Here is a 24,995-nt window from a genome sequence, read left to right on the forward strand (position 1 = left end):
AGTCCCCCTCCCTAGAGATTATTTTTAAGCGCTTACAAAAATAATAAAACGATTTGTTAAATCAATCAAACAATTGCTTTACTATGTTGCAACAAACCGTTTCATTTTTTTCAAAAAAACAGGAATACTAATAGAGGGACACACAGCTCCAAAGCGTCTCTTTTTCCCATCAGGAACTGACGTGGTACAATAATGTGAGACTTTGATCAGTGGGGGTTTTTACACCCATTGATCATTAGCGAAACTTATCAGGGTGTTAGCGTCTGTTTACTCCCACTTAGCTTCTTTGTGAACTCGATGCTTAAAGTGGGAGTCGTACAGACGGTTAATAAATATGATTCTAACAGGTATGGAGTTTATTCCTTAAGGTTTCAGATATAAGTATGAATAGAAGAAGGAGTGCACGTATGCCAAATCTAAACAATCAAGTCATTCTTGTCACCGGTGCTAATCGCGGACAGGGAAAGGCTATTGCGCAGCACCTTGCCAGCTTAGGAGCTATGGTAGTGGTTGGTGCTCGAAATTATGATGCAGCGAACGAAGTAGCAAAGCTAATAGGAGAAGATCATGCTTTCCCGGTTCAGTTGGATGTGACCAACGAAGCAGACTGGAACGCAGCAGTTGAGAAGATTATCCATACATTCGATCGGCTGGATGCATTAGTCAATAATGCCGGAGCTCTCAAACGCAAAACCTTCAGAGAGACAACGGTCGATGATTATCAACAGTTGATTAATGTGAACCAGCTTGGTGTGTTCATGGGCATGCAAGCTGTTATTCCACAAATGGAAAAGCAGCAAAAAGGCTCAATCATTAACAACGTATCGGTTTCTGCATTTGCTCCGATCAGCCATTCCTCAGCTTATGCTGCAACAAAATCATCAGTCGTTGCAATGTCCAAAGCCGCAGCTATTGAACTTGGTCCAACGGGAATTCGCGTCAACATGGTCCATCCAGGTGGTATTAAAACCGACATGGTCAGCCAAGATGAAAGTGTTCCCGAGTATTACAATACCGTTCCACTGCGACGTATCGGACAACCAGTTGAAATTGCTAAAGTAGTAGCCTTCCTCGCCTCCGATGAGAGCTCTTATTGCACAGGCTCTGAGATTGTCGTGGATGGCGGAATGACGCTTGGGACAGCGGATGAGTAGCAAGTCTGCTTAATAGAGGTTATGAATGGGGCACGAGGGTTTTCCTTGTGTCTTGTTTTTTTGACTTGTGGATTGAGGGGATCTCTTGGGATGGGGAATGATTATCTTATTTATGGCATTGTTTTGTGCTACATGGGTTCAAAGCTGCTTAGTGATGGTATCTATTCAGTAGCAATTGCGATTTTCAATTCTTTTGTTTTTCATAGCCCGCTTTGATCGAATGACACTCGCTTTCGTTCATTTCCACACTTTTACAGCTCGCTTTGGTCGAATGACACTCGCTTTCGTTCATTTCTCCACTTTTCGCAGCTCGCTTTGGTCGAATGACACTCGCTTTCGTTCATTTCTCCACTTTTTACAGCTCGCTTTGATCGAATGACACTCGCTTTCGTTCATTCCTCCACTTTTCGCAGCCCGCTTTGATCGAATGAGCTCTTCTTTTATGAAACTACATCATAAGGAAATGAAATAACTAAATTGTTCATGTAAAGCAATAGCATTTTTTCATGAATCGCTTTCTCTGTTTATATTCAAAAATAATTCCACTTTAAAATCCCCCTCTATCATTCTAAACAGGAAACACCGTATCTTATTTATTTCTGTATCGTAAATCTTTATCCAACTTATCAAGATGATCACGCTTAAACGCTTCAATATCTTCTCGTAAATACACTGTATTTCTCCCAGCTGCAACAATCGGTATAATTTTTCCTGCATTTACATACTGATTTAATCTTGATCTGCTGATATCCAACAATTCCAATACCTGATTAGAAAATATAATATGATTAGCAATCTCTTCTCTACATTGATCACGTTTTTCTTTATCCATGAAATCACCTTTCTTTTACATAATTTAACTGATAACTCTGCCTGTTACAACTTTGTAAAACATCATCGATAGTTCATAATTCCCTTAGATAACTTGAAAATAATCCTTCCGTTTCAGAGTAACACACACTCCCAGTACATCAGGTAAAAAATTTTAATACCCTTCAAGCCTAGAGATATCGTTTTGCTTATACAATTCATAAACGCATCGTTCGCTTTAAAGAATATACATTTAAAAATAAACGAAAAACAATGAAATACTACGAAATCAAGAGAGAATGTTCTTTAAAACGATCGAATCGGTCCGTTTTGACCCTTTTTTGTACTTTGAATAATTGATATTTAGAGGTAAAATACAAATTGTGTTCTTAATAAAGAACAAAACAAGGAGGAGAAAAGATGACAATTAAAAAGAAATTAGGTATGGGCGTTGTTACAGCTGCACTAGGTTTAGCATTGGTAGGCGGAGGTACATATGCATATTTTAACGATACAGAAGTTTCCGCTAATACGTTCGCAGCAGGTACATTGGATCTGACATTGGATCCACAGGTAATCTTTGATGTAGATAATTTAAAACCAGGAGATTATATGCTTCGCTCCTTCGAATTACAAAACACTGGATCCTTAGATATTGCAAGTGTCCTGTTAGATACTTCCTACAGTGTGACAGACGTTGATAACAATAATGGCGGTGAAGATTTAGGAGATCATTATGTAGTCAAATTCCTGAAAAATGAAGGGCATCCTGAAGGCTGGCTTGATAATGACGAATATACAGTCATTTACGAAAAATCTTTATCTGAGCTTTCAACAATGACACCAGATGATTTAGCTGTAGAATTGGAAGATTTCTTATGGTGGGATTATGAGCAAGATGGTATCCCAGCAGGAGGAACAGATTATTTGAGTGTGAAAATTGAATTCAAAGACAACGGTCAAGATCAAAACATCTTCCAAGGCGATTCTTTAGAACTTAACTGGACATTCACAGCTGAACAAGAAGAAGGCGAAGAAAGATAACATAGAAAAGGGTGGGCTTGTCTCACCTTTTTCTATCCTTTATTTATTACCGTGAATACATAACACAATTATCACGGTGCTAACTGTCTGTAAGACTCCCTCTTCAAGCTTTGAGTATCACAAAAAAGCTAAGTAGGAGGAAACAGACGCTAACACCCTGATAAGTTTCGCTAATGATCATTGGAGGCCAACCCCCCCAATGATCAAAGTCTCACTTTATCTATTAACGATAATAAATAAACTTTTCAAAATGGAGGAATCGATATGAGAAGTTCAAGAATGGTAACATACAGAAAAAATCATAGAAAAAAATCCCCTCTCCTACAACTAGTGATCATTTTATACGCCGTCATCCTATCTTTGTCACAGCTCACCTCCCCCACCAGTTCCATGTTCAGCAACACCAAAGAGGTTAGTTTCACCATGCCGAGTGGAACTTGGTGGGATGGTAGCGAATTACTATTTACACCAAGTGAGAATCAAACTGTAAACGATAGTTGCCTCCCAACAACCTTCTCAGTAGATATACAGAATAACGGGTTCAGTATGACCAATGCTACCCAATACGAGATTTTCTACATAGAGGACGGCAATCCAAAAGATGGGAGCAAAATTGCTGAGGATACACTTGAGCTACTGGAAGCTAATGAAGTGACAACGATCTCACATGAGGCAACAATTACAGGATTTTATATCGTAAAGGTCTTTCAACAACCGGATTATGCCGGTGAATCAGAAAAAATAATCTGGAGCGAAGTATTCGAAGTATCATGCCCTTCTGAACCGACAGAAACGGAATCGGAAGAAGAAGTAACACCAGATGCGGAAGAAACAGTGCAGGAACCGGAAAAAGAAGAGGCAGTAAATACCGCACCTCCGGAAACGCCGGATGAACCAGTAGAAGAGCCAGTTCAAGAAGAAGATAAAGAAGCACCAACAGAAGAAGCTGATAAAGAGGCCAATTCGAATCCAGAAGAAACATTACCTCCAGCCAATGAAAGTCAAGAGCCTGAAACGAAAGAAGAGGTAAAAGAAAAAGCAGAGACAGAGCAAAAAACAAAAGAACCCGAAACAGCTACCGAGAAAGAACAGCAACAAAGTCAATCAGAAGATGCACCATCATCCAAAACTGAATCTCAAGAAGGTGAAACGAAATGACAAATAAAATTTTTAAACAAGTTAGAAAATGGCTAAGTTTTCTTATTACGGTTGTGCTTTTTGTTTCGTTAGTATTTACGGTATTTATCACGATTTCCACCAAAGCATCCGGTGGGGAACCGGAAGTGATGGGATATCAGCTAAAAGCAGTCTTATCTGGATCGATGGAACCCGATATCCAAACAGGCTCCATCATCGCAGTTAAACCTGGTGGTGATATGACAAGATTTCAAGAAGGGGACGTCATCACCTTCTTAAATGAAAATGAAACGTTAATTACCCACCGCGTTTCCGACGTCATTCAGAGTGGCGAACATGTGATGTATGAAACAAAAGGGGACAATAATAATGCCGTAGATCCAGCAACCGTTCTATCAGACAACGTAGTGGCGGAGTATGAGGGATTCACTATCCCTTATCTCGGTTATGTCGTCACTTTCGCAAATTCGCAAGCAGGCAGCGCTATGCTGTTAATCTTACCTGGCATTCTATTAATCGGATATGCAGCTTTCACCATTTGGCAAGCACTATCCCAGATCGAACTAAAAAAACCTGCTGAATCAAAGGCACAGGAAGCAGTTGAACAGAAGTAACAACACAGCTGCTCCTTGCTTAATAAAAAGGTGGTGTATGATATTGACCAAGCCGAAACTCTTTTATTCTATATTCCTGCTGTTTTTCTTATTCTCTGTTCCCATCGTGCAGGCGACCACAAGTCAAAACCTGATAAACCTCGATGGAACTTTAAATGAAAATGGTAAGTTATTTGATCTTAGTAACCTGAAGCCCGGAGATTGGGCCGATCGTGAAATTACTATCAGCAATCAAGTCGATCACGATATAACCTATACAATCGACATTCAATATCTAGACGGTTCGGAAGCGTTCTACAATCAATTGTCACTGAAGATAACACATGCGGATGGTATTTTATTTGATGACCAGCTAGCCAATTTTTCATTACTATCGGATTTAACTTTACCACCAGATAGCACCGACAACTTAGCGTTTAGCTTAACATTCCCTCCTGAATCAGGAAATGAATTTCAAGGGTTAATGACAAATGCAGAAATTATCATTACAGCTTTTGATGATACAGAAACTGAAACATCTTCCTTTGCCGTAGCCACTGATAGTGATGATGGCGCAGCATTACCGAGTACGGCAACAAATATTATTAATCTTGTAATAATAGGCGCGTTTCTTCTATTATTGGGACAGTTGTGCTTACTTTATACCAAATGGAATAAGCGTGTGAAAGAATAGGGACTCCTATTCTTTTTTCTTTTGATCTACTCTTTAATTATCAAGAAACACTCTCTATAACTCGAGAACACAAGGATGGCTCTCTTGTCACATTTTCAGCAATTAAAAATGAATCAAGAGAGCCATCCGGTTTTCCAACATTATTATTTGAATAAAACTTGATTTTCTACTGTCCTAACTCTCCCCCTGCAAATAAATTCTTATATTGGTGATGGACAGTCTTATTTACAGGTAAGACATCATCCTTATCAATACACCACCTTAGTAATTTCCTTTCTAATTCGATCGTTATAGAGTCATAATTAGTTTTACCATACAGATTACTTAACTCTGCCGGGTCATGCTTTAAGTCATACAACTCCCCATCCCCGTTATCATAAATATTTAACTTCCAATCATTCGTTCTAATCGATTTCCCTCGTCCGTACCATGCTTCTCGGTAAGCACACCATACAAAACACGACTCATCGAACGGATCAGCAGGACGAGCGGTTATGTCCGAAACCTCTGGAGGACTTCCTTTTTCACCGCTTTCTATGACAACATATTCTCGTGGATGGTAAGGCTGTTCTAAAAGATAGGAGGCAAAGCTTTTACCTTGAACACCGTCTGGAATGGATAAGTTACTTAATTCCAGCAATGTCGGCATTAAATCTATCAGTTCAATTAAATGGTTGCCAGTTTTATTTTGGATTGTACCAGGCCATGAAACAATTAATGGAACATGTGTAAACGAATCATAGAAAGCATTATGCTTTTGGATTAACTGGTGTGCACCCATTGAATCGCCATGATCAGATGTAAAAATGATAATTGTATTTTCCTTTATACCAAGGTGATTAATTGTTTCCAACACTCTTCCTACGTTGTCATCTATAAAGTTAATCATGCCATAATGAGTAGCTCGCACTTTACGAATAACATCATCATCCGCTTTATCCATCGCATCCATTATATGCGCCACCCTTTGACGTTCCGGTTTATCATTAAGATCATCTTTTGGTGGCAGCGGAACATTAGCCGGATCATACATACTTGCATAAGGTTCTGGTACTTGATAAGGAGTATGCGGATCTGGAAAGGATAGCCACATAAAAAAAGGGACATCTTCATTACGAACAGTTTCTAAATAATCAATCGCGGTATCCCCTAATAATTGTGTACCACATTTCGTAAAAGAAGCAGGATTCGTACCATATCCAAGTGGTTTTTGAAAACAGTTTTCTTCTGCCCATTGATGAGCCGCTTGTACCTCTGGGTCGTCTCTAAATCCATCCACAAGATGTCCATGACCACCTTCAACAATATAGTCGAATGTCTGATGTAATATATCCTCCTTCTCTCTCGATGAGGAATAATAATTTTCCATTCTGCCATCCATGAACGCATGATTTTTTCCAATTATGGCTGTTTGGTATCCCTGTTCCTTCAAGACTTGAGGTAATGTTATTTCCTCAGGATTAATTAACATATGATTAGCATGACAACGAATAGTAGATGGATATCTGCCAGTCATCATTGAACTGCGCGATGGCGAACAGGCTGGGTAGTTGCAAAAAGCATTCTCAAATAAAACACCATTTTCCGCCAATCCTTCTAAATGAGGCGTCTTTACCAATGAATTACCGTATAACGCTAACGTTTCAGCTGTCTGCTGATCGGTTTGAATCAATAGAATATTAGGATTACACAATTCGCCTCTCCCCTTTAATCATTTATCCCTTGATAGATCCAATCATGACCCCTTTTACAAAGTGTTTTTGGACGAAAGGATACACAATTAGCACTGGTATACTAGCAACAACAACTAAAGCATATTTAATACTTTGGCCAAGTAATAATTTTTCATCCATTCCAAATTGACCAGAAGCCTCTGTTCCACTTAACTGATTAACTAGCAAAATTTCTCTAAGAATTAGCTGCAACGGATAAAGTCCTTCTTCCCTTAAATAAATTAAGGCATTAAAGAAAGCATTCCAATGCCCAACAGCATAAAACAAAATCATTACCGCAATGATTGGTTTGGACAAAGGAAGGATAATCTTGAATAACAGTTTGATATTCGAACATCCATCAATCATTGCCGCCTCTTGAAGTTCCCAAGGGATACTTGTTTGAAAGTAGGTTCGCATAACGATTAAATTGTATGTCGCGATAGCGTTAGGGATAACCATCGCCCAAATCGTATCGACCATTCCCAAACCTTGGACTACTAAGTAAGTAGGAATTAACCCACCATGAAAAAACATTGTAAATGTAATAAGAAACATGAACACGTTCCTTCCTGGCAAGTCACGTCTGGACAAAGGATATGCAGCTAATGTCGTTAATCCGATGTTAATTACTGTTCCAAAAACCGTATAAAAAATAGTGTTGCGATATCCAATCCAAATGTCGCTATTTTTAAAAATTTCTGTGTAAGCATCTAGTGTGAATCCTACCGGCCAGAGCCACATCTCTCCATTCATAACCCTTGCCGGATCACTAAATGAAGCACTAACCACTATAATAAGCGGATATAACACGATGATAATAATCACAGCCGAAATCAACGTGATGATGACATCAAAGAGTTTACCATCTGATATTTTTAATGATCGTTGCATCCTACTATCCCCTCCTCGTTCGGCACATGGAACCTACCATAAGCTTGTTTCGGCCTTCTTTCTTGCATATCTGTTAATCAGAATAAGCAAGAAGAAATTGATAAGCGAATTAAATAAACCAATTGCAGCGCTATAACTGTAATCGCCGTTCAAAATACCATTACGATAAACGAACGTTTGAATAACATCACTAGATTCCAAGTTTAAATTATTTTGCATTAAGAGAATTTTCTCAAAGCCTACATTCATGAACTGTCCAATATCCAATATCAACATGATAATGATAACAGGAAATATACCGGGTAAGGACACATGAATAATCCGTTGCAGCCTCGAAGCACCATCCATTTTTGCCGCTTCATATAATTGGGGATCAATCCCGGCTAAGGACGCTACGTAAATAATCGACTGCCACCCCATGCTTTGCCAGATGTTTGAACTTATAAAGAGTGTTTTAAACCATTCAGGCTTTTCCATAAAAGGTATCGGCTCTATTCCAAACGAACCTAAAATAATATTGATAAATCCTCCATCTGGATTTAAGAATAAATCCAGCATACCGACAATAACTACTACAGAAATAAAATGTGGCATATAGGTTACATTCTGAAGCGTTTTCTTTAAAGTTGTATTACGAATCTCGTTAATTAACAATGCCAGCACAATAGGAATGGGGAATGCAATTAATAAAGAGAGTACACTAATCAAAAAAGTGTTCCATAGTAATCTGCCAAAGTAATAAGAAGAGAAAAAACGTTCAAAGTTTTCAAAACCTACCCACTCACTCCCTAAAAACCCAAAAGCAGGATTAAAATCTCTAAAGGCAATCTGCAACCCATACATCGGCCCATACTGAAAAACAGCATACCAAGCCAGTGGTAACAAAAGCATTAAATATAAATCGTAACGCGCGAATATATATTTCCAAGCTTTCTGTCTTTCTGTCAACGGTTTGGTTTGTCCTGTAACATCTTTTTTATGAAGCTCTGACTTTATGCCATTCACGCCTCCTACCTCCTTCTCCGTGTAACATCCTAACTCACTGAGCACAGAACTTCTGTACCCAGTGAGAGGGTGAATTTATTTATAATTTAAGTCATAGGCTTCTTGATATATTTCAGTCAGACGGTCTAATCCCATGTTTTCTATAGTTGATACATATTCGTCCCATTGATCGAAATTCATGTCACCAGTAATGAACTTGGAAGTCGTCTCCTCATAGTACTGATCCATGTCTTGGCGGATTTGATCTACTTCTTTCGTTGTATCTTCATCAAAGATAGGGGTCCCGTAAATAGCTTCTGGTAAGTATGGATCCAATTTACTTTGTGCTTCTTGCGCTTTTGGTGGGTTAATAGCAGAAGCATTTTTCTCTGTTACAAGCTGTGGTGCACCTCCACCTGGCCAAGGGGTAAATTGACCGATTGCTGGCCCACTCCCCATGTCTGAATTCAGGATATCATCTGTATATTCCGGCAGACCATCTTCTCCAAAAGTAAACGTTTCTCCTTCTACTCCATACCGGAAAAATATTGAACCTTCTTCTCCAAAGAAATAATCAAGCCATCTTATTGTTTCATGAGGATACTCATTTTCAGATGTAATGGCAAATGTTCCGAAATCCCGCGCCACTGGAGAAGATGGCACTAACTGATCACCATACGGACCAGCAATCGGCGAAATCCCTTCAAAATGTTCCTTAACCTTGTCGAAAGCATCTGTCGTTTGATTCCAGAAAACACCAACATTACCTGCAGCCATATTCCCTACAAATTTAGCTTCTTCTTGCGTAAATACCCCTCGATCTAATAGATTCTCACTGTAAAGCTTATTTAAGAATTGAAGATATTCTTTAAATCTATCACTTGTCATCCAAAATTTAATCTTGTCATTCTCCACCATCAAATGATTTCCCATTTGATCCACCATGCCCCATGACCCAATCATCGAATTCATTAACTGACTCCAGTTACGAAATGTCAAGGGAATCTCATCCTGCTTGCCATTTCCATTCGGATCGTCATCCCGAAAAGCAGTTAATACTTCCACTAGTTCCTCGGGAGTAGTCGGTTGCTCTAACCCTAAATGATCTAGCCATGTTTGATTAATCCAAATTTTATCTGTCCTAGCTGCATTTAATGTCAGAATGGCAGGTAAGGCATATATGTGACCATCAGGAGCCGTAATCGATGATTTAATCTCGGGATATTCTTCAAACAGTGCTGTTATATTCGGTGCGTGATCTTCTAATAAACCTTCAAGCGGGATAAGAATACCAGACGAGCCATACTTGACAGCCTCCAACTGAGAAATACTAGACTTGTAGAAAACATCTGGAAGTTCACCAGATGAGAATTCAAGGTTCTTTCTTTCAGCAAAACCATCCTGTGGTACATCGTCCCATTCAATATTTACGTTAGTCATTTTTTCATATTCTTGAAACATTAACATATCTTCATAAGCTCCATTTGGAGGTGATTTTCTCGAAAAAATATTCAACGTAATTTCATCGTCCACAATAGGGAATCCCTCTTCATTAAATGTCTCAGATGGCCCTTCACTTACCTGGTCAGTCACTTCTTTTGACCCATTACATCCCGTCATCACCACCATACTCAATACGAACAATAAGACATGCCAGAAAGTCTTACTCATTATCCTACCTCCTAAAATTAATCATTTCATGTCAGTATCTAAAAACGTATAATCATTAGACCAGTTGTGGTTTTCCCCATTGCGTATGCCTATCCTGTTATCGAAAACAGATGATCACTTTATGCTTTTTTGTTTTCTAACTATATGTTTTTTCTTTCAGCACCTCATTTGCCCGTTCTACTCGAGAAATAGAAACGTATGCGACCCACATGATATAACTACAAAAACTACTTATTCCGAAAAAAACGATCAGACCAGGGATGATGAATAATACATAATAAATCGCTATTACACCAATAAACATAATAAAAGTTAAAATAGGCTGGGCAATTGCGATTAAAAAAGCATTTCGAAAGTATTGCAACATATTTAATTCATAATGAACGAATACTGGGAATACATACAATGCTGTAATGAAATACAGGATCAAGAGAAGTAGAGTGATGATACTTAATATACTAAAAAGCAGGCCATCTTGGACGGCAAAATATCGATAGTCAAGAATTAGTGTATATCCCGCTATTGCCAATAGTAAAAATAAGCTGTTGGCCTTTATAAAATCTCGTTTGTAAGCTAGACTAAATGTTTTAAATATCGGAATCTCTTCCCCCTGCAACCATTTTCTTACTACGGTAAACATAGCAGACGTCGCAGGACCTATACCAAATATTACTGCCCCTATCGCTGTAAAAAGTAGCCACAGTATATTGACTATAGCAAAGCGCATTATCCATTCACTCACACGATAAAAACCTGAAACCACACTTCCCACCTTTTTACCTCCTCACTGCTTACGCACAAGTCACTAAAAGATCATCTGTTACACTAGCTATTAGTACCTCACAAACGTCAGTCCGTTATCGCCGTTACCATATAGCAACGACGATAACAGAGTTTTTTAATTGGTTACTTTACGGCGCGGGGTCACATCAGTTCGTTTCGCCCATTCATTCCATATCTCAATCATTTCAACTACTAGTTCTGGATATTGATCTTTCAGATTGTAAAGCTCCGTACGATCATTTTCCATATCATAAAGCTCCCAATCTCTTTCCCTAACTTTTGACAGTTTCCATTTCCCTTTTCGAACTCCACAATGCTGCTCATGCTCAAAACATAAAGTGCGCACCTGACAAGACTTCCCATCAAAAACAGAGACAAGACTTTCTCCTTCCATTGGTAAGATCTCATGACCATTGTAATTATCAGGATATGTCGCTCCCGATATCTCCACAAAAGTAGCCATAAAATCGATAAAGTGACCAGGTCGATGGTCAATTTCACCCTCACGTTCTAATCTTTTTGGCCAGTGTGCTATCAGTGGTGTACTAATTCCTCCTTCATGACTGTAATGTTTATATAATTGGAGTGGTGTACTAGATACATTTGCCCAGCCTGAACCATAGCTGTGATACGATTCAGGCCCTCCCATTTTATCTAGATCTTTATCACGATGCAGGGTGTTAGAAGTGGTGATCCAGTTGTCAAATCCCCACGGATCCCATTCTCCACAAGCGCCGTTATCTGAACAGAACAAGATTAATGTATTGTCTAACTCACCATTATTACGAAGGTTTTCTAGTACTCTCCCAATATTTTGGTCCATTCTGTCAACCATCGCTGCGTATATCGCCATACGTCTTGCCAAATCTTTTTGACGATCCTGATCAATAGAATCCCACGCTGGGTTTCTTCCTGTAACTTTACGATCACGAGTCCAAAATTCTGCTCTTTGTGTCAAATCAGAATCTTCTGCAACGATACCTAGTTCTTTCATCCGTGCTAACCTATCTTCCCTAATACGGTCCCATCCCTTTTCATACACTTTTTCATACTTTTTAATATCCTCTTTTGGAGCTTGTAATGGAAAATGCGGTGCATTATATGATAAGTATAGAAAGAACGGATTGTCGTCTTGACGAGCATCTTCTATGAAATCTAATGCATGATCAGTAATTGCATCTGTTGCATAAAATTGGTCTCTCTCATATTGATGTTCAGGTCGTCCTTCTGGCAAACGAACATAGTTTTTCTTTTCAAAGAAACTATTGAATCCTCCAAGTAACCCATAATAATCGTCAAAGCCACGTTTTATTGGTCCTTGTTTACCAACGTGCCATTTCCCAGATAGATAAGTGTGGTAATCTTCCGTACGTAGCACCTCAGCAAGTGTTACACATTCATCCTTCAAATAACCACGATAACCCGGCGTCTCTAAGTCATGATCCATCTCGCCTACACCTGCTTGATGGGGGTATAATCCGGTAAGTAAAGAAGCACGACTAGGACAACATCTAGCTGAGTTATAAAATTGTGTAAATCGTACACCTTTACCTGCAATTTCATTTAAATTTGGCGTATCAATTTCCCCACCATAACAACCTAAATCAGAAAACCCTAAATCATCCGCTAAAATCAGCAGAATATTTGGCTTTTCATTTGCCATCATAATCCCTCCTAGTTTTAGTTAGCAGCAGCTCTATTTGATCCGATCATTCACTTCTTTGATTTTATCCATCGCAATTTTTGGCGTACGGTCTTCTTTTAATAATCCATTTACTTCTTGTTGTACATCTGTTGTTTGCGTATAACAATAGCCAGAAATATAAGGGATCTTTTTAATAGCATCTGTTATGTTTTGATATCTTTTTAGAAATTCCGTTTCTGTTTGAACTGAATTACCATAACCCCATCCATCACTATTGCTAAAGGCTATACCACCATATTCGGTAATAATTACTGGCTGTCCTTTATATTGGTAACCTTCTGCAAACGCATATTTGCGGTAGTTATGGGGTATTTTGTTATTTAAGATGCATTCTTTATCTGAATAACGTTCATAAAACTTCTCGCCAAACTCTTCATAATCATGAAGTGCAATGATATCGGAAATTGTGTGCTCCCAACCATCATTTACAATTACCGGTCTTTGGCTGTCGATTGATTTAGATAAGTAGTAAATCGCTTCCGTAAATGCTTGTTGTCTCTTGTCGGTAGCGATATTAGGTACGCCCCAGGATTCATTAAAAGGTACCCATGTAATGATAGACGGATGGTTGTACCGTTCTTGCATAATTTCCAGCCATTCCTTGGTGAAATTATCAACTGCCTCATCATCGTATTCGTAAGTTGCAGCCATTTCAGACCATACGAGTAAACCTTTGATATCACACCAGTAAAGAAAACGGTCATCTTCTATTTTTTGGTGTTTACGTACACCGTTAAATCCCATCTCAAGCGTTTTATTAATATCCTCTATCATTGCTTCATCAGAAGGAGGAGTCAACATTGTATCTGGCCAATAGCCTTGATCCAATAACAGCTTTTGATAAATCGGTGAATTATTTAACAGGACTTGACCATTTTGAATTGAAATTTTTCGCATACCAAAATATGATTCTACTTCATCAACTAATATTTCATTTTCATATAATCGGAATGTTACATCATAGAGGTTGGGATTCGCCGGGGACCAGTGCATCACTTTCCATTCGTGTATGTCAGATAGCAGATCGACTTCCATGTTCATTTTAGTGCGATCCGGCACAAATGATAGTTGCTTCACTTTCTTTCCTTTAAAGCTAATAATTGTTTCTATTCTACTCTGATCCCCCACCAATCCATGGAGGTTATAATTAAAAACGACTGAGTGTGTGTCAATTTCCGGAGTGATTTTCACGTGTTCGATGCTATTTCGATGAAGAAATTCAAGCCATACCGTTTGCCAAATGCCGGTATTCTGTACATACCAGCAACCGAAATTATTCTCTGTCCATCGCTGTTTCCCTCGAGGCTGACAGCAGCTGTTACTATCCTCTACTTTAACAACAAGCTCGTTTGTTTTCGCTTGATCTACTGCATGGCTAATGTCAAACGAAAATGCAGAATTACCTCCAGCATGCTTACCAATGTACGTTCCATTTACCCACACCTTCGTCAAGTAGTCAGAAGCTTGAAATCTTAGGACTGATCTTTTCCCAGCCTCTTCTTTTGGAATATCAAACATGCGCTGATACCAAACATATGGGTGAAAGCTCTCTTCTCCGATCCCACTGGCTTTCGTTTCATAAGTAAAAGGGACTTGGATTTCCTTAGAAAAACTCGGTTGATTATACCAATCTACCTTCTCCCCAACATTTTCATCATCAAAAGAAAATTTCCACCTGCCATTTAAGTTAATCCATGACTGACGTCGGAATTGCGGCCTCGGATACTCTGTTCGTTGATAGGTTTTTTGTTTTATCGTTGTACTCACCGTCATTTACACATCTCTCCTTTTGTTTCTTATAAGTCACAAATAAACACCATCCAATCATTACATTAAATTTGTTTAATTACTTAATATCTGTAACTTAACATAAAGAATACGCTTACAAAAAGAACTAGTCAACCCTTTCTTTTAAAAATATCATTTTTCTACAGTTTTTTTGTTTTATTTAACCCTGCTTATTAAAGTGCACTTTTATACATTTTTAGTAGCCATACCATCCATTCTGATACTATAATAATTGTCCAAACTCACACTAAAAAAGAAAACGAAAATTATGTAATAATTCACATTTCTTGTTTTAATAAGCGTGGTTTTATTGTTAGAGAACTACAATAAGAAAAGCTACTGATAAAAACTACTTAAAAAAATCAATGTCTTTACTTCGTTTTCAGTTTAATGAAACGTAAATAAGTATAAAAGTAAATAAATGCTTTCCCGAACTCCAAACGACAGCCCGGTTTATAAAAACACAAAAAACACCTCCAGACCACAGACCGGAGGTGAAGAATTTATTATTTAGTTAGGTTATTCAGATTAGTTATCCCTTAATGAAAGTATTGGTCTCTATTTCCTAATAATATCACTTATCACCCATGTACCTTCTCTAAGCGTAAAGTTAATAGTCATATCCGTTCCGCCGAATAGATCACTTTCCTGATAGCGATTAATATAGTATTCCGTATCGGAGTACTGACCAAAGGTATATCCCTCTTCCAAACTGAAGTCTTCATGACCATCCATTGCTATTAATTCTAACCCACCTTCAACATTCTTTAATCTGTAATGCCATAATTCTTTTGCTGTTTCATAGGTCATAAAACTGGATAGATAATTATAATATTCTTCTTTGGACTGATAATTTTCTATTTTGTAAGAACCCTCCTCCAAAATTATATCATCTCCCATCGCATTATATTTTTTTACTAAATCAATAAATACTGCTTCATCAACAGATTGTTCCTCTTCTGTTTCTGTATTCGTTTCTTCTTCTTCTGTTCCCTGCTCAGTTGACGTGGATTCTTCCGTTTCCTCCGGTTCTTCCTCGTTACTTTGTGAAGGTGATTCTTCGTTAGTTTCTACCTCATTATCACTTTGTTCCTCATTTTGCTCGGTTTCAACAGGTTCGTTTTGTTCTGGTTGTTCTGTTTCCTCCTGTTCTTCCGTTTTTTCTGGTTCTTCAGGTTCAACAACCGGCAAGAAATCATCAGGAAGCTTGTTTTTTAATGTGAGATTTATTTCTGAGATTGAAGCTATCGTTTGTTGCAAGACAACATTATTCTGAGATTGAAGCCATACAGGTAAACCGATCATCACTACTATGGCTATAGCAAGCATCACAGTTGTTAATCCAGTGATGAGAAAAGGAGTCCTCTTTTTGGCAATCGATTCATTAATGTTATTCCTGTTTTCCCTCGTGAAATGTACATTCTGCTGTAAATAGTTTTTTGCGTCTTGTTTTATTTTCGCATCAAACTGATCCATTGTTATATCCCCTCCTCCTCAATTCCTTCTGCAGCTGGTCCTTCCCTCTATTAAATCGGGTTTTGATCGTATTAAGATTGAACTTCATGATCTCGCTGATTTCTTTCAGGGTTAAATCCTGCACATAATATAAGATGAGCACTTCTTTATACTTTGGTTTCAACGTTGCAATAGCATCAAAAATCTCATTTGCCCCTTCTTGTTGCATGACTTCCTGCTCTGCCGAATGCCTCACACTTTCTTTATCAACGTGTTTTTTGATAGATGAATGATAGATAAGATTGCGAAAACTCCATTTGCGATGATAATCCTTACATTTATTTAAAGTGATTCGAATGAGCCATGTTTTATATTCGGCCTCTCCTCGAAAAGTGTGAAGATGCTGATAGCACGAGATAAATACTTCTTGAACAATGTCATCACATTGGGCCATATCTTTGACATAAGAATAAGCGATTCTTTTTAAATCGTTCCCATAATAATGGATTAATTCATTCAACAGCTCTTCTTTCGATTGTACATGTTCAAAGCGGTCATCCATTTCCAATTGCTGCTCCCCCCTTTATAAGTTAGACGTAGTGGATGGTGGAATGTGTTCATTTTTTTTAAATAATGCTAGGAAGTTTTCTTAACATACTAAATTATGACTTTCTCTTTTGTATCATTAAAGTATTTTTTCTAAGTACATAAAGATTACTAGCTTACTGATAAGAGGCATTATTACCGTGTATGACAACAAATGATATTAATTTTGTACTAAATAAGTGTCATTCTATTTTGCCATAGATAATGTCCTAAGCTTACTCTCCGTATTTACCTCGAACAATAAGGTTGACATTATCACCATCTATCTTTACTATTAAAAAGTATTATTCCGATAAAATTAATAGGGAAAGGGTGTTTTGAGTGGAAACAACCGCAAAGAATCGAACTGCTCAGCAAACCGATCAGTTGGCAACACAACACAAAGAGTTAAATGCTCCACAGACGCCACTAATTATCGGTGCGCTTATTGTTGGGTTCGTATTGCTTATCTATTTAATGGTAACGCAAGATATCTCTCAGTCATTATTATTAGTAATAGGATTATTACTTGGATATACATTATTCCATGCTCGATTTGGCTTTACCTCCGCATTTCGCCGATTTGCATCTGTAGGGAACGGACAAGCCTTAAGGGCTCACATGCTGATGTTAGCAGTAGCAGTAACACTATTTGCTCCGATTCTAGCATTTGGTGTGTCATTCTTTGGAACTGGTGTGTCAGGTTATGTATCGCCAATAGGAATTAGTCTACTAGTTGGTGCTTTTATGTTTGGTGTAGGTATGCAGTTAGGCGGCGGGTGTGCATCTGGTACACTTTATGCTGTTGGTGGCGGACGTACTGTCATGTTAATTACACTATTATTCTTTATTGTAGGAGCTACAATTGGAGCTGCCCACTTTTCATTCTGGACGCAGGACCTGCCATCTTTTGAACCTGTTTCATTAGCTACATCTACAGGTCTTGGTTATGGTGGTGCATGGTTCGTATCGATCTTGTTATTTGGCTTGATTGCATGGATCACATTAGTAGTGGAAAGAAAAAGAAAAGCTCCAAAAATGGCTGCATTACCAACTACTGCTGGCTGGAAACGTATTTTCCGTGGTTCATGGCCGTTATTTGCCGCAGCCATTGCTCTGGCTGTATTAAATGCATTAACGCTAATGACTCGTGGAGCGCCATGGGGTATTACTTCTGCCTTCGCATTATGGGGATCAAAAGTTGCACAATTCTTCGGTATGGATCCTGCAAGTTGGGGGTTCTGGCAAGGAGCGAATGCTCAAGCATTAGAAGCATCAATATTTGCTGATTCAACTACTGTATTGAACTTTGGTGTGATTCTTGGTGCATTTTTAGCTTCTGCCGCGGGAGGACTTTTCAAGTTTACCCGATTAAATGTGAAAAATGTTCTGGCGTCCATCATCGGTGGATTGCTGATGGGATATGGAGCGCGATTAGCCTTTGGCTGTAACATCGGTGCATATTTCGGTGGCATTTCTTCCTTCAGCCTTCACGGTTACATTTGGGGAATTCTAGCGTTAGCAGGAACGTTTGTCGCACTTTATCTGCGGCCCATGTTTGGACTATCTGTTCCAAAACCTAAAGATTCATTTTGTTAAAGAGAAGTAGGTATCACATCGGTGGTACCTGCTTTTTTATTTGGAATCAATGGATACTCCCCTTGCTCTAATAAAAAAATGAGCATACGCCCATCTCGATGTCAACGAATTTTTATGGAAGAGGATGACGCATAATAGTTCAATCCTGGTACTGGAGTGGAGAAAATTCTTTCTACCGGACAGTTGATTGCATTTCTTCTCACATTTTGTCCGTTTGAGCTTCTAACGGACAATTGACCACTTTCCTTTCTTCATTTTGTCCGTTTGAGCTCTTCTAACGGACAATTGACCACTTCTCTTTCTCCATTTTGTCCGTTTGAGCTCTTCTAACGGACAATTGACCGCCTCCCTTTCCTCATTTTGTCCGTTTGAGCTCTTCTAACGGACAATTGACCGCTTTTCTTTCTCCATTTTGTACGTTTGAGCTCTTCTAACGGACAATTGACCACTTCCCTTTCTTCGTTTTGTCCGTTTGAGCTCTTCTAACGGACAATTGACCACTTCTCTTTCTCCATTTTGTCCGTTTGGGCTCTTCAATCGGACAATTCCTTTCTTCTCCTCCCCGGTTTTGTCCGTAAAACTCAGCATTTGTCTCGTCCCCCAGCAGTAATTCCCAGCATCCCCTCTGAGACCTTATGAAAAGAACATCCGCGACTACAACAAGATAGATTAGACTATGATTCATAATTGGTACAGAAACACGGATCGTAATTAGTATAACTATGACAAGCGAGAGGCATATCCCCTAATAAGCAGCATATAAAAATGCATATTATTATCAGAGTGAATACTAATACGGTATAATTATATTTCGACTATCGAAATAAAGGGGTTCTGTTTGTGGATGAAGCAGCTATAAAAAAGGAAAAGATTTGGACGAAGGATTTTGCCCTCATTTGTTTGGCAAATTTTTTTATATTTTTAGGCTTTCAAATGACATTACCGACGATACCGTTATTTGTCCAACAATTAGGTGGCAGTGATGAGTTAATTGGAATTATTACAGGTATTTTTACGTTTTCAGCATTATTATTACGTCCCACTGCCGGACATGCATTGGAGTCTAAGGGACGACAGTTTGTCTATATGATCGGGCTTGGCATTTTTGTAATATCGATTGGATCTTTTGCTTTTATTACCAGTATGATCTTTCTGTTCATCATGCGTTGTGTACAAGGATTAGGATGGGGCTTTTCCACCACGGCTACCGGAACGATTGCGACCGATTTAATCCCGAAGAGCAGACGTGGTGAAGGGATGGGATATTTCGGGCTTTCAGGTAATTTAGCGCTTGCCTTTGGACCGGCATTAGGTCTTACGTTATACGGCTATATTTCATTTACAATGCTGTTCTTAATTTGTTCGGCGCTGGGATTAGTGGCGTTCATTTTATCCAGCCAAATTACGTACAAGCCCGTCGATCCGAATGCCAAGAAAACCGTCGCCCCACGATTTGACGTATTGGAGAAAAAAGCATTACGTCCATCGCTCTTACTATTTTTCATAACAACAGCTTTTGGCGGCATTGCATCTTTCCTGCCATTATATACAGAGCAGGAAGGGATAGCAGGGATCGAGATCTACTTCTTTGTATTTGCGATTTCGTTGATGATTACCCGGACGTATGCGGGCCAATTGTATGATCGCAAAGGGCATATCGTCGTCTTCTTGCCTGGGACGGTTGCCATCTTTACGGCAATGGTATTATTAGCTTGGCTGCCGAATTCGTTCGTTCTGTACTTAGCTGCTGCATTATATGGATTAGGTTTCGGTACCGTACAGCCTGCACTTCAGGCATGGGCAGTGAACCAGGCACCTGATAATCGTAAAGGCATGGCAAATGCAACGTTCTTCTCCTTCTTCGATTTGGGGGTAGGTGTCGGCGCGATTGGCTTTGGCTTTATTGCATCTGCATTCGGCTATCATTACATTTACATCACATCTTCCGTTTCGATTATGACATCGATAGTATTGTATCTATCATTGCTGGTCAGGGATAAAAGAATGCAACAACAGACCAGCGTCTAACACAGTGAAAATTAGTTGAGGGTTCTTCTATCAGAACCCTCTGCTTTTTAATTGGACCTATGCCCCCATTCCAACTGTTTTCCCCAATAAAGCCTGCCAGGATACAATGGAAGCTGGTCCAGCCAATTATGGTTGGATAGACAACTATAAAAAAACATCCACCTTCCATTTACATGGTCAGTGAATGTTTTGATAGAAGTTATTAAAATCAGCTCAATTAGTCTTCTTGAGAGGGCACTTTCCTTTTTTCCGCAAATGCACTCATTTATTCTCCCAAAAAGAACGTACTAAATTGCTCCAACAAGTATTCCAACGTAATCGGATCACTATCTGCAATCACATGTGTATTTAGCTCCAACACATTCCCGTTCTGAACGGCCGGGATGTTTTTCCACGTTTCCGTCTCAAGGAATGCAGTATCGCCGTCAGGGTTCTTACTTAAGACAATATAATCTCCCGCAAAGTCCGAGATCACTTCTAGTGACAAGGAGTAATACCCGTCTGCCAATGCTTTCTCTTTGACCTTCTCAGGCATGTTCAACTCCATCTCCTGGTACAATAACTCTGTTCCACGACCCCAGTTGTCACCGAATACAGCCATTTGTTTCACATCATTTTCAAGAACAGAAACGGTCGCATCTTCTCCGATCTTGGCTTTAATCTCTTCACCAGTTTCTGTTGCGCGGGCTTTGAAATCTTCTACCCAATCTTTTGCTTCTTGTTCTTTGTTAAGGACTTTTCCGATTTCTTCGTGCTGCTCTAAGTAACTTAGCTTACCGTAAGTGAAAGAAACGGTTGGTGCAATTTCTTTCAATTTATCAATATTTTTCAACCAGGAACCTACGATGATTAAGTCTGGTTCTAATTCAATGATTTTCTCTAAGCTTTCTTCCGTTACAGCTTCAATACCTTCTAATTTATCTGCCATGATCGGATTGTTAAATGTCCATTCATCTACACCAACGACATTTCCACCCAATGCAAGCACATTCGGTGCATAAGATAATGCTACGATACGTTGTGGATTACTAGGCAGTTCAATAGGACCTTCTTCCGATTCATATGTGAACGTTTCAGATGAAGATGCTTCTTCCTCTTCATTGCTTGTTTCTTGCGCATCTGATTCAGAAGCAGATGCCTCATCTGATCCTGAGGAATCCTCTGCGTTCCCACAAGCCGCTAATAAAAGCGCTGTTACAAATAAAAATGCGATAAGTACTTTCTTCAAGTTATTCCCTCTCCTTAATATGTACAGGTTAAATGATAGTTATTGATAATGATTATCAATATTATTTATATTACGCCTATTCATCAGGGTTGTCAATATACTTTTTTAGTGCAAAATTGTTACAAATGATTGATTTGTATATGGTAAAACAATCCAACAAGTGATAAAATTTATTTACTTATATGCACAGGATTTTAGACAACTAGTAAATATAGCAGCTGGGATTCCTTTGACATCCTGTTTTCTTCATTAGATATACCAGAATCAAAGGTTGTATATAAGTAAAAATTAACCTGACAGGAGAAAAGAAAAAGACATGAAGGAAATCAAATGTTACTACTTTCAAGCTGTGATACTAGCTGACATCCAACTTGTATCTGATTGCTTAAATCAAGATGAACATGTACTGCAATGGAATGACCAGATTATAGAGAATATCTTCGATGGAAAAGAAGAAGATTTAGCAGAAGGATCAACCTATATCACCAGACAAAAATTAGGTAAAAAAATCTATACCCTGCCTGCTACCTATACCACCTTTAACCCACCACATCATGTAGCCGTATCATCAAAGACAAAAGAAGGTCTAAGCAAGACGGAATATACCCTTACTGAATACGATGGGGGTACCGTGTTTACAGTAGAAGTAACGTTAATACCAGCTAATTCTTATTATAAATTTATAACTAATCTGATGAAGTGGTCCTTTAAGTATGTATACGATGATCAGTTTCAGAAATTTATCGATTATGTAAGTGAACAGGCAAGTAAATCCTCTAGTGATGAAACAGCTGCTCTCACAATAGATTAAATCGTACTATTACGAAAAAATAGGTTGATTCCTGTTCTTTTTATTTTGAATTAAGAATATAGCCGATACTTCTAAATCTACTCCTCCCCCTTCTTCAGATACTCCTCCAACATCCGATCCGCCTCAGCCGCTTTCCTCCTCTTCTCCTCCTCCGTCTCCGTCTTTTGTTTCACCGGCTGACTCTTCTGCTTCATATACCAATCCGGTACTATATCCCGTTTAGCTGTCGACCAATTTGTCTGATTGGCTGGCTTTCTCTGTCTTGCCTTTCTTTGTTGCTCCAATGGACTGGCATCCTCTACTGTTTTCACGGCCATCCTAGACCAATTCAACAGCACACTTTCTAAATATTTCACCCCTTTTGCCTCTGCTTTGGCAGCAAGCTCCATTGCTTTGGATAACAACTCATAACCATACTCTTCATACCACTGAGTTAACAGTTCATAGTTAAATGGTGATTCACTGATTCCTTTTTAGTTATCTCTTGAATCTTGAAGTGGAGATATTACGGACAGTTAGCGCCGTGATAAAAGATATAAAGCATAATACAATAATTTGACTCATTTATTAAATAACATTATAATACAATATAAGAAAACCGAGTGGCTGTTACCACTCGGTGTCAGTAACTACATGCCGCATGAAGAGCGGCTGACCAACTAGAGGTTGAAGTATGCTAAAAGAAGTAATCATCTGACTCTTTGGTGGAGCGACAGACGATTACTTCTTTTTTCTATTGGTGACTAATGCAATAATTGCTACTATAGTTGCTAGGAACGTAGCTAAAAATATGCCGAATTGAAAAAGCATGCTCATTGCTTCATATGTCACCATATTAAACACCCCCTTTCTTTTTAGGGAGTGTCAACCGCCTATTCGCTCTATGTAGTTACTATAATTTAATTATAACAATAAGATGCAAAACAAACTATTAAAATATGAAAAAATTCATCACACTTCATTGCTTAGTACCTCGCATTCAAAGCAAGGACAAAACTGCCTCTCGTATTATACAACAAAGCGAAATGACAGATTGGTATTCCAGAATCAAAAAATTAATCTAGTGCCTACTAAACTAATCCTTCATATAAAGTGAGACTTCAATCAGTGGGGGGATTACGGACGGTTAGCGCCGTGTAAAAACTCTATTAAACATATACCTAAACACCCTTTCCGAATTTCAATCAACAAGCGTCCCGAGAGTATACTTTCTTCCCATTAACAATGGTCCTCTCAACCATTAAGTCACTGTTTAAAATCATGATGTCTGCTTTATACCCTGCAGCAATCCTCCCTCTCGTTTCTCCTTGCCCTATTGCATTCAATGGTCCCTGTGTTGCCATATAAACAGCTTGTTCCAATGGAATATGACACTGTTCTACGATATACTTCAATCCTTTGTCCAACGTAATTGCACTGCCTGCCAGCTGACCACTTTTCAACGTTACCTTATTGCCAGCCTTTACTAAGTTCTTTCCCCGAAAAAAGTATTCTCCATCCGCTAAGTCATTATATCCAGTACAATCAGATATCAAGATCATTTTCTCCTGGCCTTTCACCTTATACAAAAGCTCAATCATACTGGGATTTACATGAATACCATCTGCAATAATTTCGCATGTTATGTCATCATAATACAAAGAAGCTGCAGCTGTACCTGGAGTTCTATGATGCACAGGGCTCATCGCATTGAATGTATGCGTTATTTGTGTCAAACCAGAATCAATGGCTCCCCCTATTTCTTCCAATGATGCGTTCGTATGTCCAGCTGATATATGTATGCCGTTTGATTGAAGATAATTCAAGATAGCGTGCTTTTCCACTTCCTCAGGTGCCAATGTAATAACAGAGATATTTTTTAAATAAGGATTGATAATCGTATCGACATCATTCCAAGTTAACTCCCTTATATAGGACTTGCTTTGGACTCCACTATAAGCAGGGCTTATCCACGGCCCTTCCAAATGAGCGCCGAGGCAATTAGCTCCGCCTGAAGGACTATTCTGATGTATCTTTACACGCCTGAGAAATTGCTCCACATCTTTCTCTGCAGCTGTTCTTGAAGTTGCCAGAAAAGAGGTTACACCATAGCTTGGAAGACTGTTTGCAATGTCAGTAAATGCTTCTTGATTGTCCATAAAATCAAAACCGTTCACACCATGTATGTGAACATCTGTTAAACCTGGACAAATAAAACCATCCTTTACTTCATATAAGGCATGATCCAGATTTTTCTTCTCGTTTCCAATCCAAGTTATTTCGTCTCCCCTTATTTCAACAAAACAATCCTTCATAATCCGATTGTCAGTAATCACATCGC

The 24,995-nt window shown here is 38.7% G+C and carries 22 protein-coding genes and 1 pseudogene; 8 read left to right on the forward strand and 15 right to left on the reverse strand.

What is annotated here, in order from left to right:
- Nucleotides 1-407: 407 nt before the first annotated feature.
- On the forward strand, nucleotides 408-1,154 hold the full coding sequence (locus tag MUN87_RS08675; RefSeq protein ID WP_244747923.1) for an SDR family NAD(P)-dependent oxidoreductase: 747 nt from the start codon (nucleotides 408-410) through the stop codon (nucleotides 1,152-1,154).
- A gap of 589 nt (nucleotides 1,155-1,743) precedes the next feature.
- Here MUN87_RS08675 and MUN87_RS08680 read toward each other — a convergent pair.
- Nucleotides 1,744-1,986, reverse strand: coding sequence for a MerR family transcriptional regulator (locus MUN87_RS08680; RefSeq protein ID WP_244747338.1), 243 nt, complete (start codon nucleotides 1,984-1,986; stop codon nucleotides 1,744-1,746).
- A 398-nt stretch (nucleotides 1,987-2,384) separates the two neighbouring features.
- Here MUN87_RS08680 and MUN87_RS08685 point away from each other — a divergent pair, with 398 nt between their 5' ends.
- The 4 genes from MUN87_RS08685 (at nucleotide 2,385) to MUN87_RS08700 (ending at nucleotide 5,432) form a co-directional block, all read left to right on the forward strand.
- Nucleotides 2,385-3,008 carry a CalY family protein gene (locus tag MUN87_RS08685; RefSeq protein ID WP_244747340.1) on the forward strand — a complete coding sequence of 208 codons (624 nt, stop codon included), beginning with the start codon at nucleotides 2,385-2,387 and terminating at the stop codon, nucleotides 3,006-3,008.
- 279 nt (nucleotides 3,009-3,287) lie between these two features.
- Entirely contained in the window at nucleotides 3,288-4,166 is an 879-nt protein-coding gene (gene tapA, locus MUN87_RS08690) for an amyloid fiber anchoring/assembly protein TapA (protein ID WP_244747925.1), read from the forward strand.
- Nucleotides 4,163-4,759, forward strand: a complete 597-nt coding sequence (gene sipW, locus MUN87_RS08695) for a signal peptidase I SipW (protein ID WP_244747342.1) — start codon at nucleotides 4,163-4,165, stop codon at nucleotides 4,757-4,759. Before tapA ends, sipW begins: the two co-directional genes overlap by 4 nt.
- 43 nt (nucleotides 4,760-4,802) lie before the next feature.
- The gene (locus MUN87_RS08700; RefSeq protein ID WP_244747343.1) at nucleotides 4,803-5,432 is read left to right on the forward strand and encodes an LPXTG cell wall anchor domain-containing protein; all 630 of its coding nucleotides are present in this window, start codon (nucleotides 4,803-4,805) and stop codon (nucleotides 5,430-5,432) included.
- Between the two features lie 166 nt (nucleotides 5,433-5,598).
- Here the strand turns inward: MUN87_RS08700 and MUN87_RS08705 are convergent, their stop codons facing one another.
- The 9 genes from MUN87_RS08705 to MUN87_RS08745 form a co-directional block, all read right to left on the reverse strand.
- On the reverse strand, nucleotides 5,599-7,125 hold the full coding sequence (locus MUN87_RS08705) for a sulfatase family protein (RefSeq protein ID WP_244747345.1): 1,527 nt from the start codon (nucleotides 7,123-7,125) through the stop codon (nucleotides 5,599-5,601).
- Nucleotides 7,126-7,147: 22 nt separating this feature from the next.
- A complete protein-coding gene (locus tag MUN87_RS08710; RefSeq protein WP_244747346.1) occupies nucleotides 7,148-8,038 on the reverse strand; it encodes a carbohydrate ABC transporter permease in 891 nt (296 codons plus the stop codon).
- A gap of 33 nt (nucleotides 8,039-8,071) precedes the next feature.
- Nucleotides 8,072-8,986: an ABC transporter permease gene (locus tag MUN87_RS08715; protein WP_244747926.1), complete on the reverse strand. Its 915-nt coding sequence runs from the start codon at nucleotides 8,984-8,986 to the stop codon at nucleotides 8,072-8,074.
- 132 nt (nucleotides 8,987-9,118) lie between these two features.
- The gene (locus tag MUN87_RS08720; protein WP_244747347.1) at nucleotides 9,119-10,693 is read right to left on the reverse strand and encodes an extracellular solute-binding protein; all 1,575 of its coding nucleotides are present in this window, start codon (nucleotides 10,691-10,693) and stop codon (nucleotides 9,119-9,121) included.
- A gap of 136 nt (nucleotides 10,694-10,829) precedes the next feature.
- On the reverse strand, nucleotides 10,830-11,465 hold the full coding sequence (locus tag MUN87_RS08725; RefSeq protein WP_244747349.1) for a YesL family protein: 636 nt from the start codon (nucleotides 11,463-11,465) through the stop codon (nucleotides 10,830-10,832).
- A gap of 126 nt (nucleotides 11,466-11,591) precedes the next feature.
- Nucleotides 11,592-13,142, reverse strand: a complete 1,551-nt coding sequence (locus MUN87_RS08730) for an arylsulfatase (RefSeq protein WP_244747351.1) — start codon at nucleotides 13,140-13,142, stop codon at nucleotides 11,592-11,594.
- A gap of 30 nt (nucleotides 13,143-13,172) precedes the next feature.
- Nucleotides 13,173-14,954, reverse strand: a complete 1,782-nt coding sequence (locus MUN87_RS08735) for a glycoside hydrolase family 2 protein (RefSeq protein ID WP_244747353.1) — start codon at nucleotides 14,952-14,954, stop codon at nucleotides 13,173-13,175.
- A 573-nt stretch (nucleotides 14,955-15,527) separates the two neighbouring features.
- The gene (locus MUN87_RS08740; RefSeq protein ID WP_244747355.1) at nucleotides 15,528-16,445 is read right to left on the reverse strand and encodes a hypothetical protein; all 918 of its coding nucleotides are present in this window, start codon (nucleotides 16,443-16,445) and stop codon (nucleotides 15,528-15,530) included.
- Complete coding sequence (locus MUN87_RS08745; RefSeq protein WP_244747928.1) at nucleotides 16,432-16,986, reverse strand: sigma-70 family RNA polymerase sigma factor; 555 nt, start codon at nucleotides 16,984-16,986, stop codon at nucleotides 16,432-16,434. The genes MUN87_RS08740 and MUN87_RS08745 overlap by 14 nt, the downstream gene beginning before the upstream one ends.
- A 410-nt stretch (nucleotides 16,987-17,396) precedes the next feature.
- Here MUN87_RS08745 and MUN87_RS08750 point away from each other — a divergent pair, with 410 nt between their 5' ends.
- Nucleotides 17,397-18,608, forward strand: a complete 1,212-nt coding sequence (locus MUN87_RS08750) for a YeeE/YedE family protein (protein ID WP_244747929.1) — start codon at nucleotides 17,397-17,399, stop codon at nucleotides 18,606-18,608.
- A 378-nt stretch (nucleotides 18,609-18,986) separates the two neighbouring features.
- On the opposite strand, the gene MUN87_RS08755 is transcribed toward MUN87_RS08750, so the two are convergent.
- On the reverse strand, nucleotides 18,987-19,196 hold the full coding sequence (locus tag MUN87_RS08755) for a hypothetical protein (RefSeq protein ID WP_244747357.1): 210 nt from the start codon (nucleotides 19,194-19,196) through the stop codon (nucleotides 18,987-18,989).
- A 252-nt stretch (nucleotides 19,197-19,448) separates the two neighbouring features.
- Here MUN87_RS08755 and MUN87_RS08760 point away from each other — a divergent pair, with 252 nt between their 5' ends.
- Complete coding sequence (locus MUN87_RS08760) at nucleotides 19,449-20,636, forward strand: MFS transporter (RefSeq protein WP_244747358.1); 1,188 nt, start codon at nucleotides 19,449-19,451, stop codon at nucleotides 20,634-20,636.
- A gap of 265 nt (nucleotides 20,637-20,901) precedes the next feature.
- Here the strand turns inward: MUN87_RS08760 and MUN87_RS08765 are convergent, their stop codons facing one another.
- Complete coding sequence (locus MUN87_RS08765) at nucleotides 20,902-21,864, reverse strand: iron-hydroxamate ABC transporter substrate-binding protein (RefSeq protein ID WP_244747360.1); 963 nt, start codon at nucleotides 21,862-21,864, stop codon at nucleotides 20,902-20,904.
- Between the two features lie 316 nt (nucleotides 21,865-22,180).
- Here MUN87_RS08765 and MUN87_RS08770 point away from each other — a divergent pair, with 316 nt between their 5' ends.
- Nucleotides 22,181-22,675, forward strand: coding sequence for an SRPBCC domain-containing protein (locus MUN87_RS08770; RefSeq protein WP_244747362.1), 495 nt, complete (start codon nucleotides 22,181-22,183; stop codon nucleotides 22,673-22,675).
- A gap of 77 nt (nucleotides 22,676-22,752) precedes the next feature.
- On the opposite strand, the gene MUN87_RS08775 is transcribed toward MUN87_RS08770, so the two are convergent.
- The 3 genes and pseudogenes from MUN87_RS08775 to nagA form a co-directional block, all read right to left on the reverse strand.
- The gene (locus MUN87_RS08775; RefSeq protein WP_255840648.1) at nucleotides 22,753-23,142 is read right to left on the reverse strand and encodes a DnaD domain-containing protein; all 390 of its coding nucleotides are present in this window, start codon (nucleotides 23,140-23,142) and stop codon (nucleotides 22,753-22,755) included.
- Between the two features lie 253 nt (nucleotides 23,143-23,395).
- Nucleotides 23,396-23,509, reverse strand: coding sequence for a putative holin-like toxin (locus MUN87_RS08780; protein WP_244747364.1), 114 nt, complete (start codon nucleotides 23,507-23,509; stop codon nucleotides 23,396-23,398).
- 350 nt (nucleotides 23,510-23,859) lie between these two features.
- Nucleotides 23,860-24,993, reverse strand: a pseudogene (gene nagA, locus MUN87_RS08785) (N-acetylglucosamine-6-phosphate deacetylase); the annotation flags it as partial.
- Between the last annotated feature and the right edge of the window lie 2 nt (nucleotides 24,994-24,995).

It is taken from the genome of Gracilibacillus salinarum (genome assembly GCF_022919575.1).
In the GTDB taxonomy this organism is placed as follows: domain Bacteria; phylum Bacillota; class Bacilli; order Bacillales; family Amphibacillaceae; genus Gracilibacillus; species Gracilibacillus salinarum.

What these genes read in the sequence shown, in the direction of transcription:
- MUN87_RS08675 (WP_244747923.1), top strand. Translation starts at nt 408, where the DNA reads ATGCCAAATCTAAACAATCAAGTCATTCTTGTCACCGGTGCTAATCGC.
- MUN87_RS08680 (WP_244747338.1), bottom strand. Translation starts at nt 1,986, where the DNA reads ATGGATAAAGAAAAACGTGATCAATGTAGAGAAGAGATTGCTAATCAT.
- MUN87_RS08685 (WP_244747340.1), top strand. Translation starts at nt 2,385, where the DNA reads ATGACAATTAAAAAGAAATTAGGTATGGGCGTTGTTACAGCTGCACTA.
- tapA (WP_244747925.1), top strand. Translation starts at nt 3,288, where the DNA reads ATGGTAACATACAGAAAAAATCATAGAAAAAAATCCCCTCTCCTACAA.
- sipW (WP_244747342.1), top strand. Translation starts at nt 4,163, where the DNA reads ATGACAAATAAAATTTTTAAACAAGTTAGAAAATGGCTAAGTTTTCTT.
- MUN87_RS08710 (WP_244747346.1), bottom strand. Translation starts at nt 8,038, where the DNA reads ATGCAACGATCATTAAAAATATCAGATGGTAAACTCTTTGATGTCATC.
- MUN87_RS08720 (WP_244747347.1), bottom strand. Translation starts at nt 10,693, where the DNA reads ATGAGTAAGACTTTCTGGCATGTCTTATTGTTCGTATTGAGTATGGTG.
- MUN87_RS08730 (WP_244747351.1), bottom strand. Translation starts at nt 13,142, where the DNA reads ATGATGGCAAATGAAAAGCCAAATATTCTGCTGATTTTAGCGGATGAT.
- MUN87_RS08735 (WP_244747353.1), bottom strand. Translation starts at nt 14,954, where the DNA reads ATGACGGTGAGTACAACGATAAAACAAAAAACCTATCAACGAACAGAG.
- MUN87_RS08740 (WP_244747355.1), bottom strand. Translation starts at nt 16,445, where the DNA reads ATGGATCAGTTTGATGCGAAAATAAAACAAGACGCAAAAAACTATTTA.
- MUN87_RS08745 (WP_244747928.1), bottom strand. Translation starts at nt 16,986, where the DNA reads ATGGATGACCGCTTTGAACATGTACAATCGAAAGAAGAGCTGTTGAAT.
- MUN87_RS08755 (WP_244747357.1), bottom strand. Translation starts at nt 19,196, where the DNA reads ATGCTGAGTTTTACGGACAAAACCGGGGAGGAGAAGAAAGGAATTGTC.
- MUN87_RS08770 (WP_244747362.1), top strand. Translation starts at nt 22,181, where the DNA reads ATGAAGGAAATCAAATGTTACTACTTTCAAGCTGTGATACTAGCTGAC.
- MUN87_RS08780 (WP_244747364.1), bottom strand. Translation starts at nt 23,509, where the DNA reads ATGGTGACATATGAAGCAATGAGCATGCTTTTTCAATTCGGCATATTT.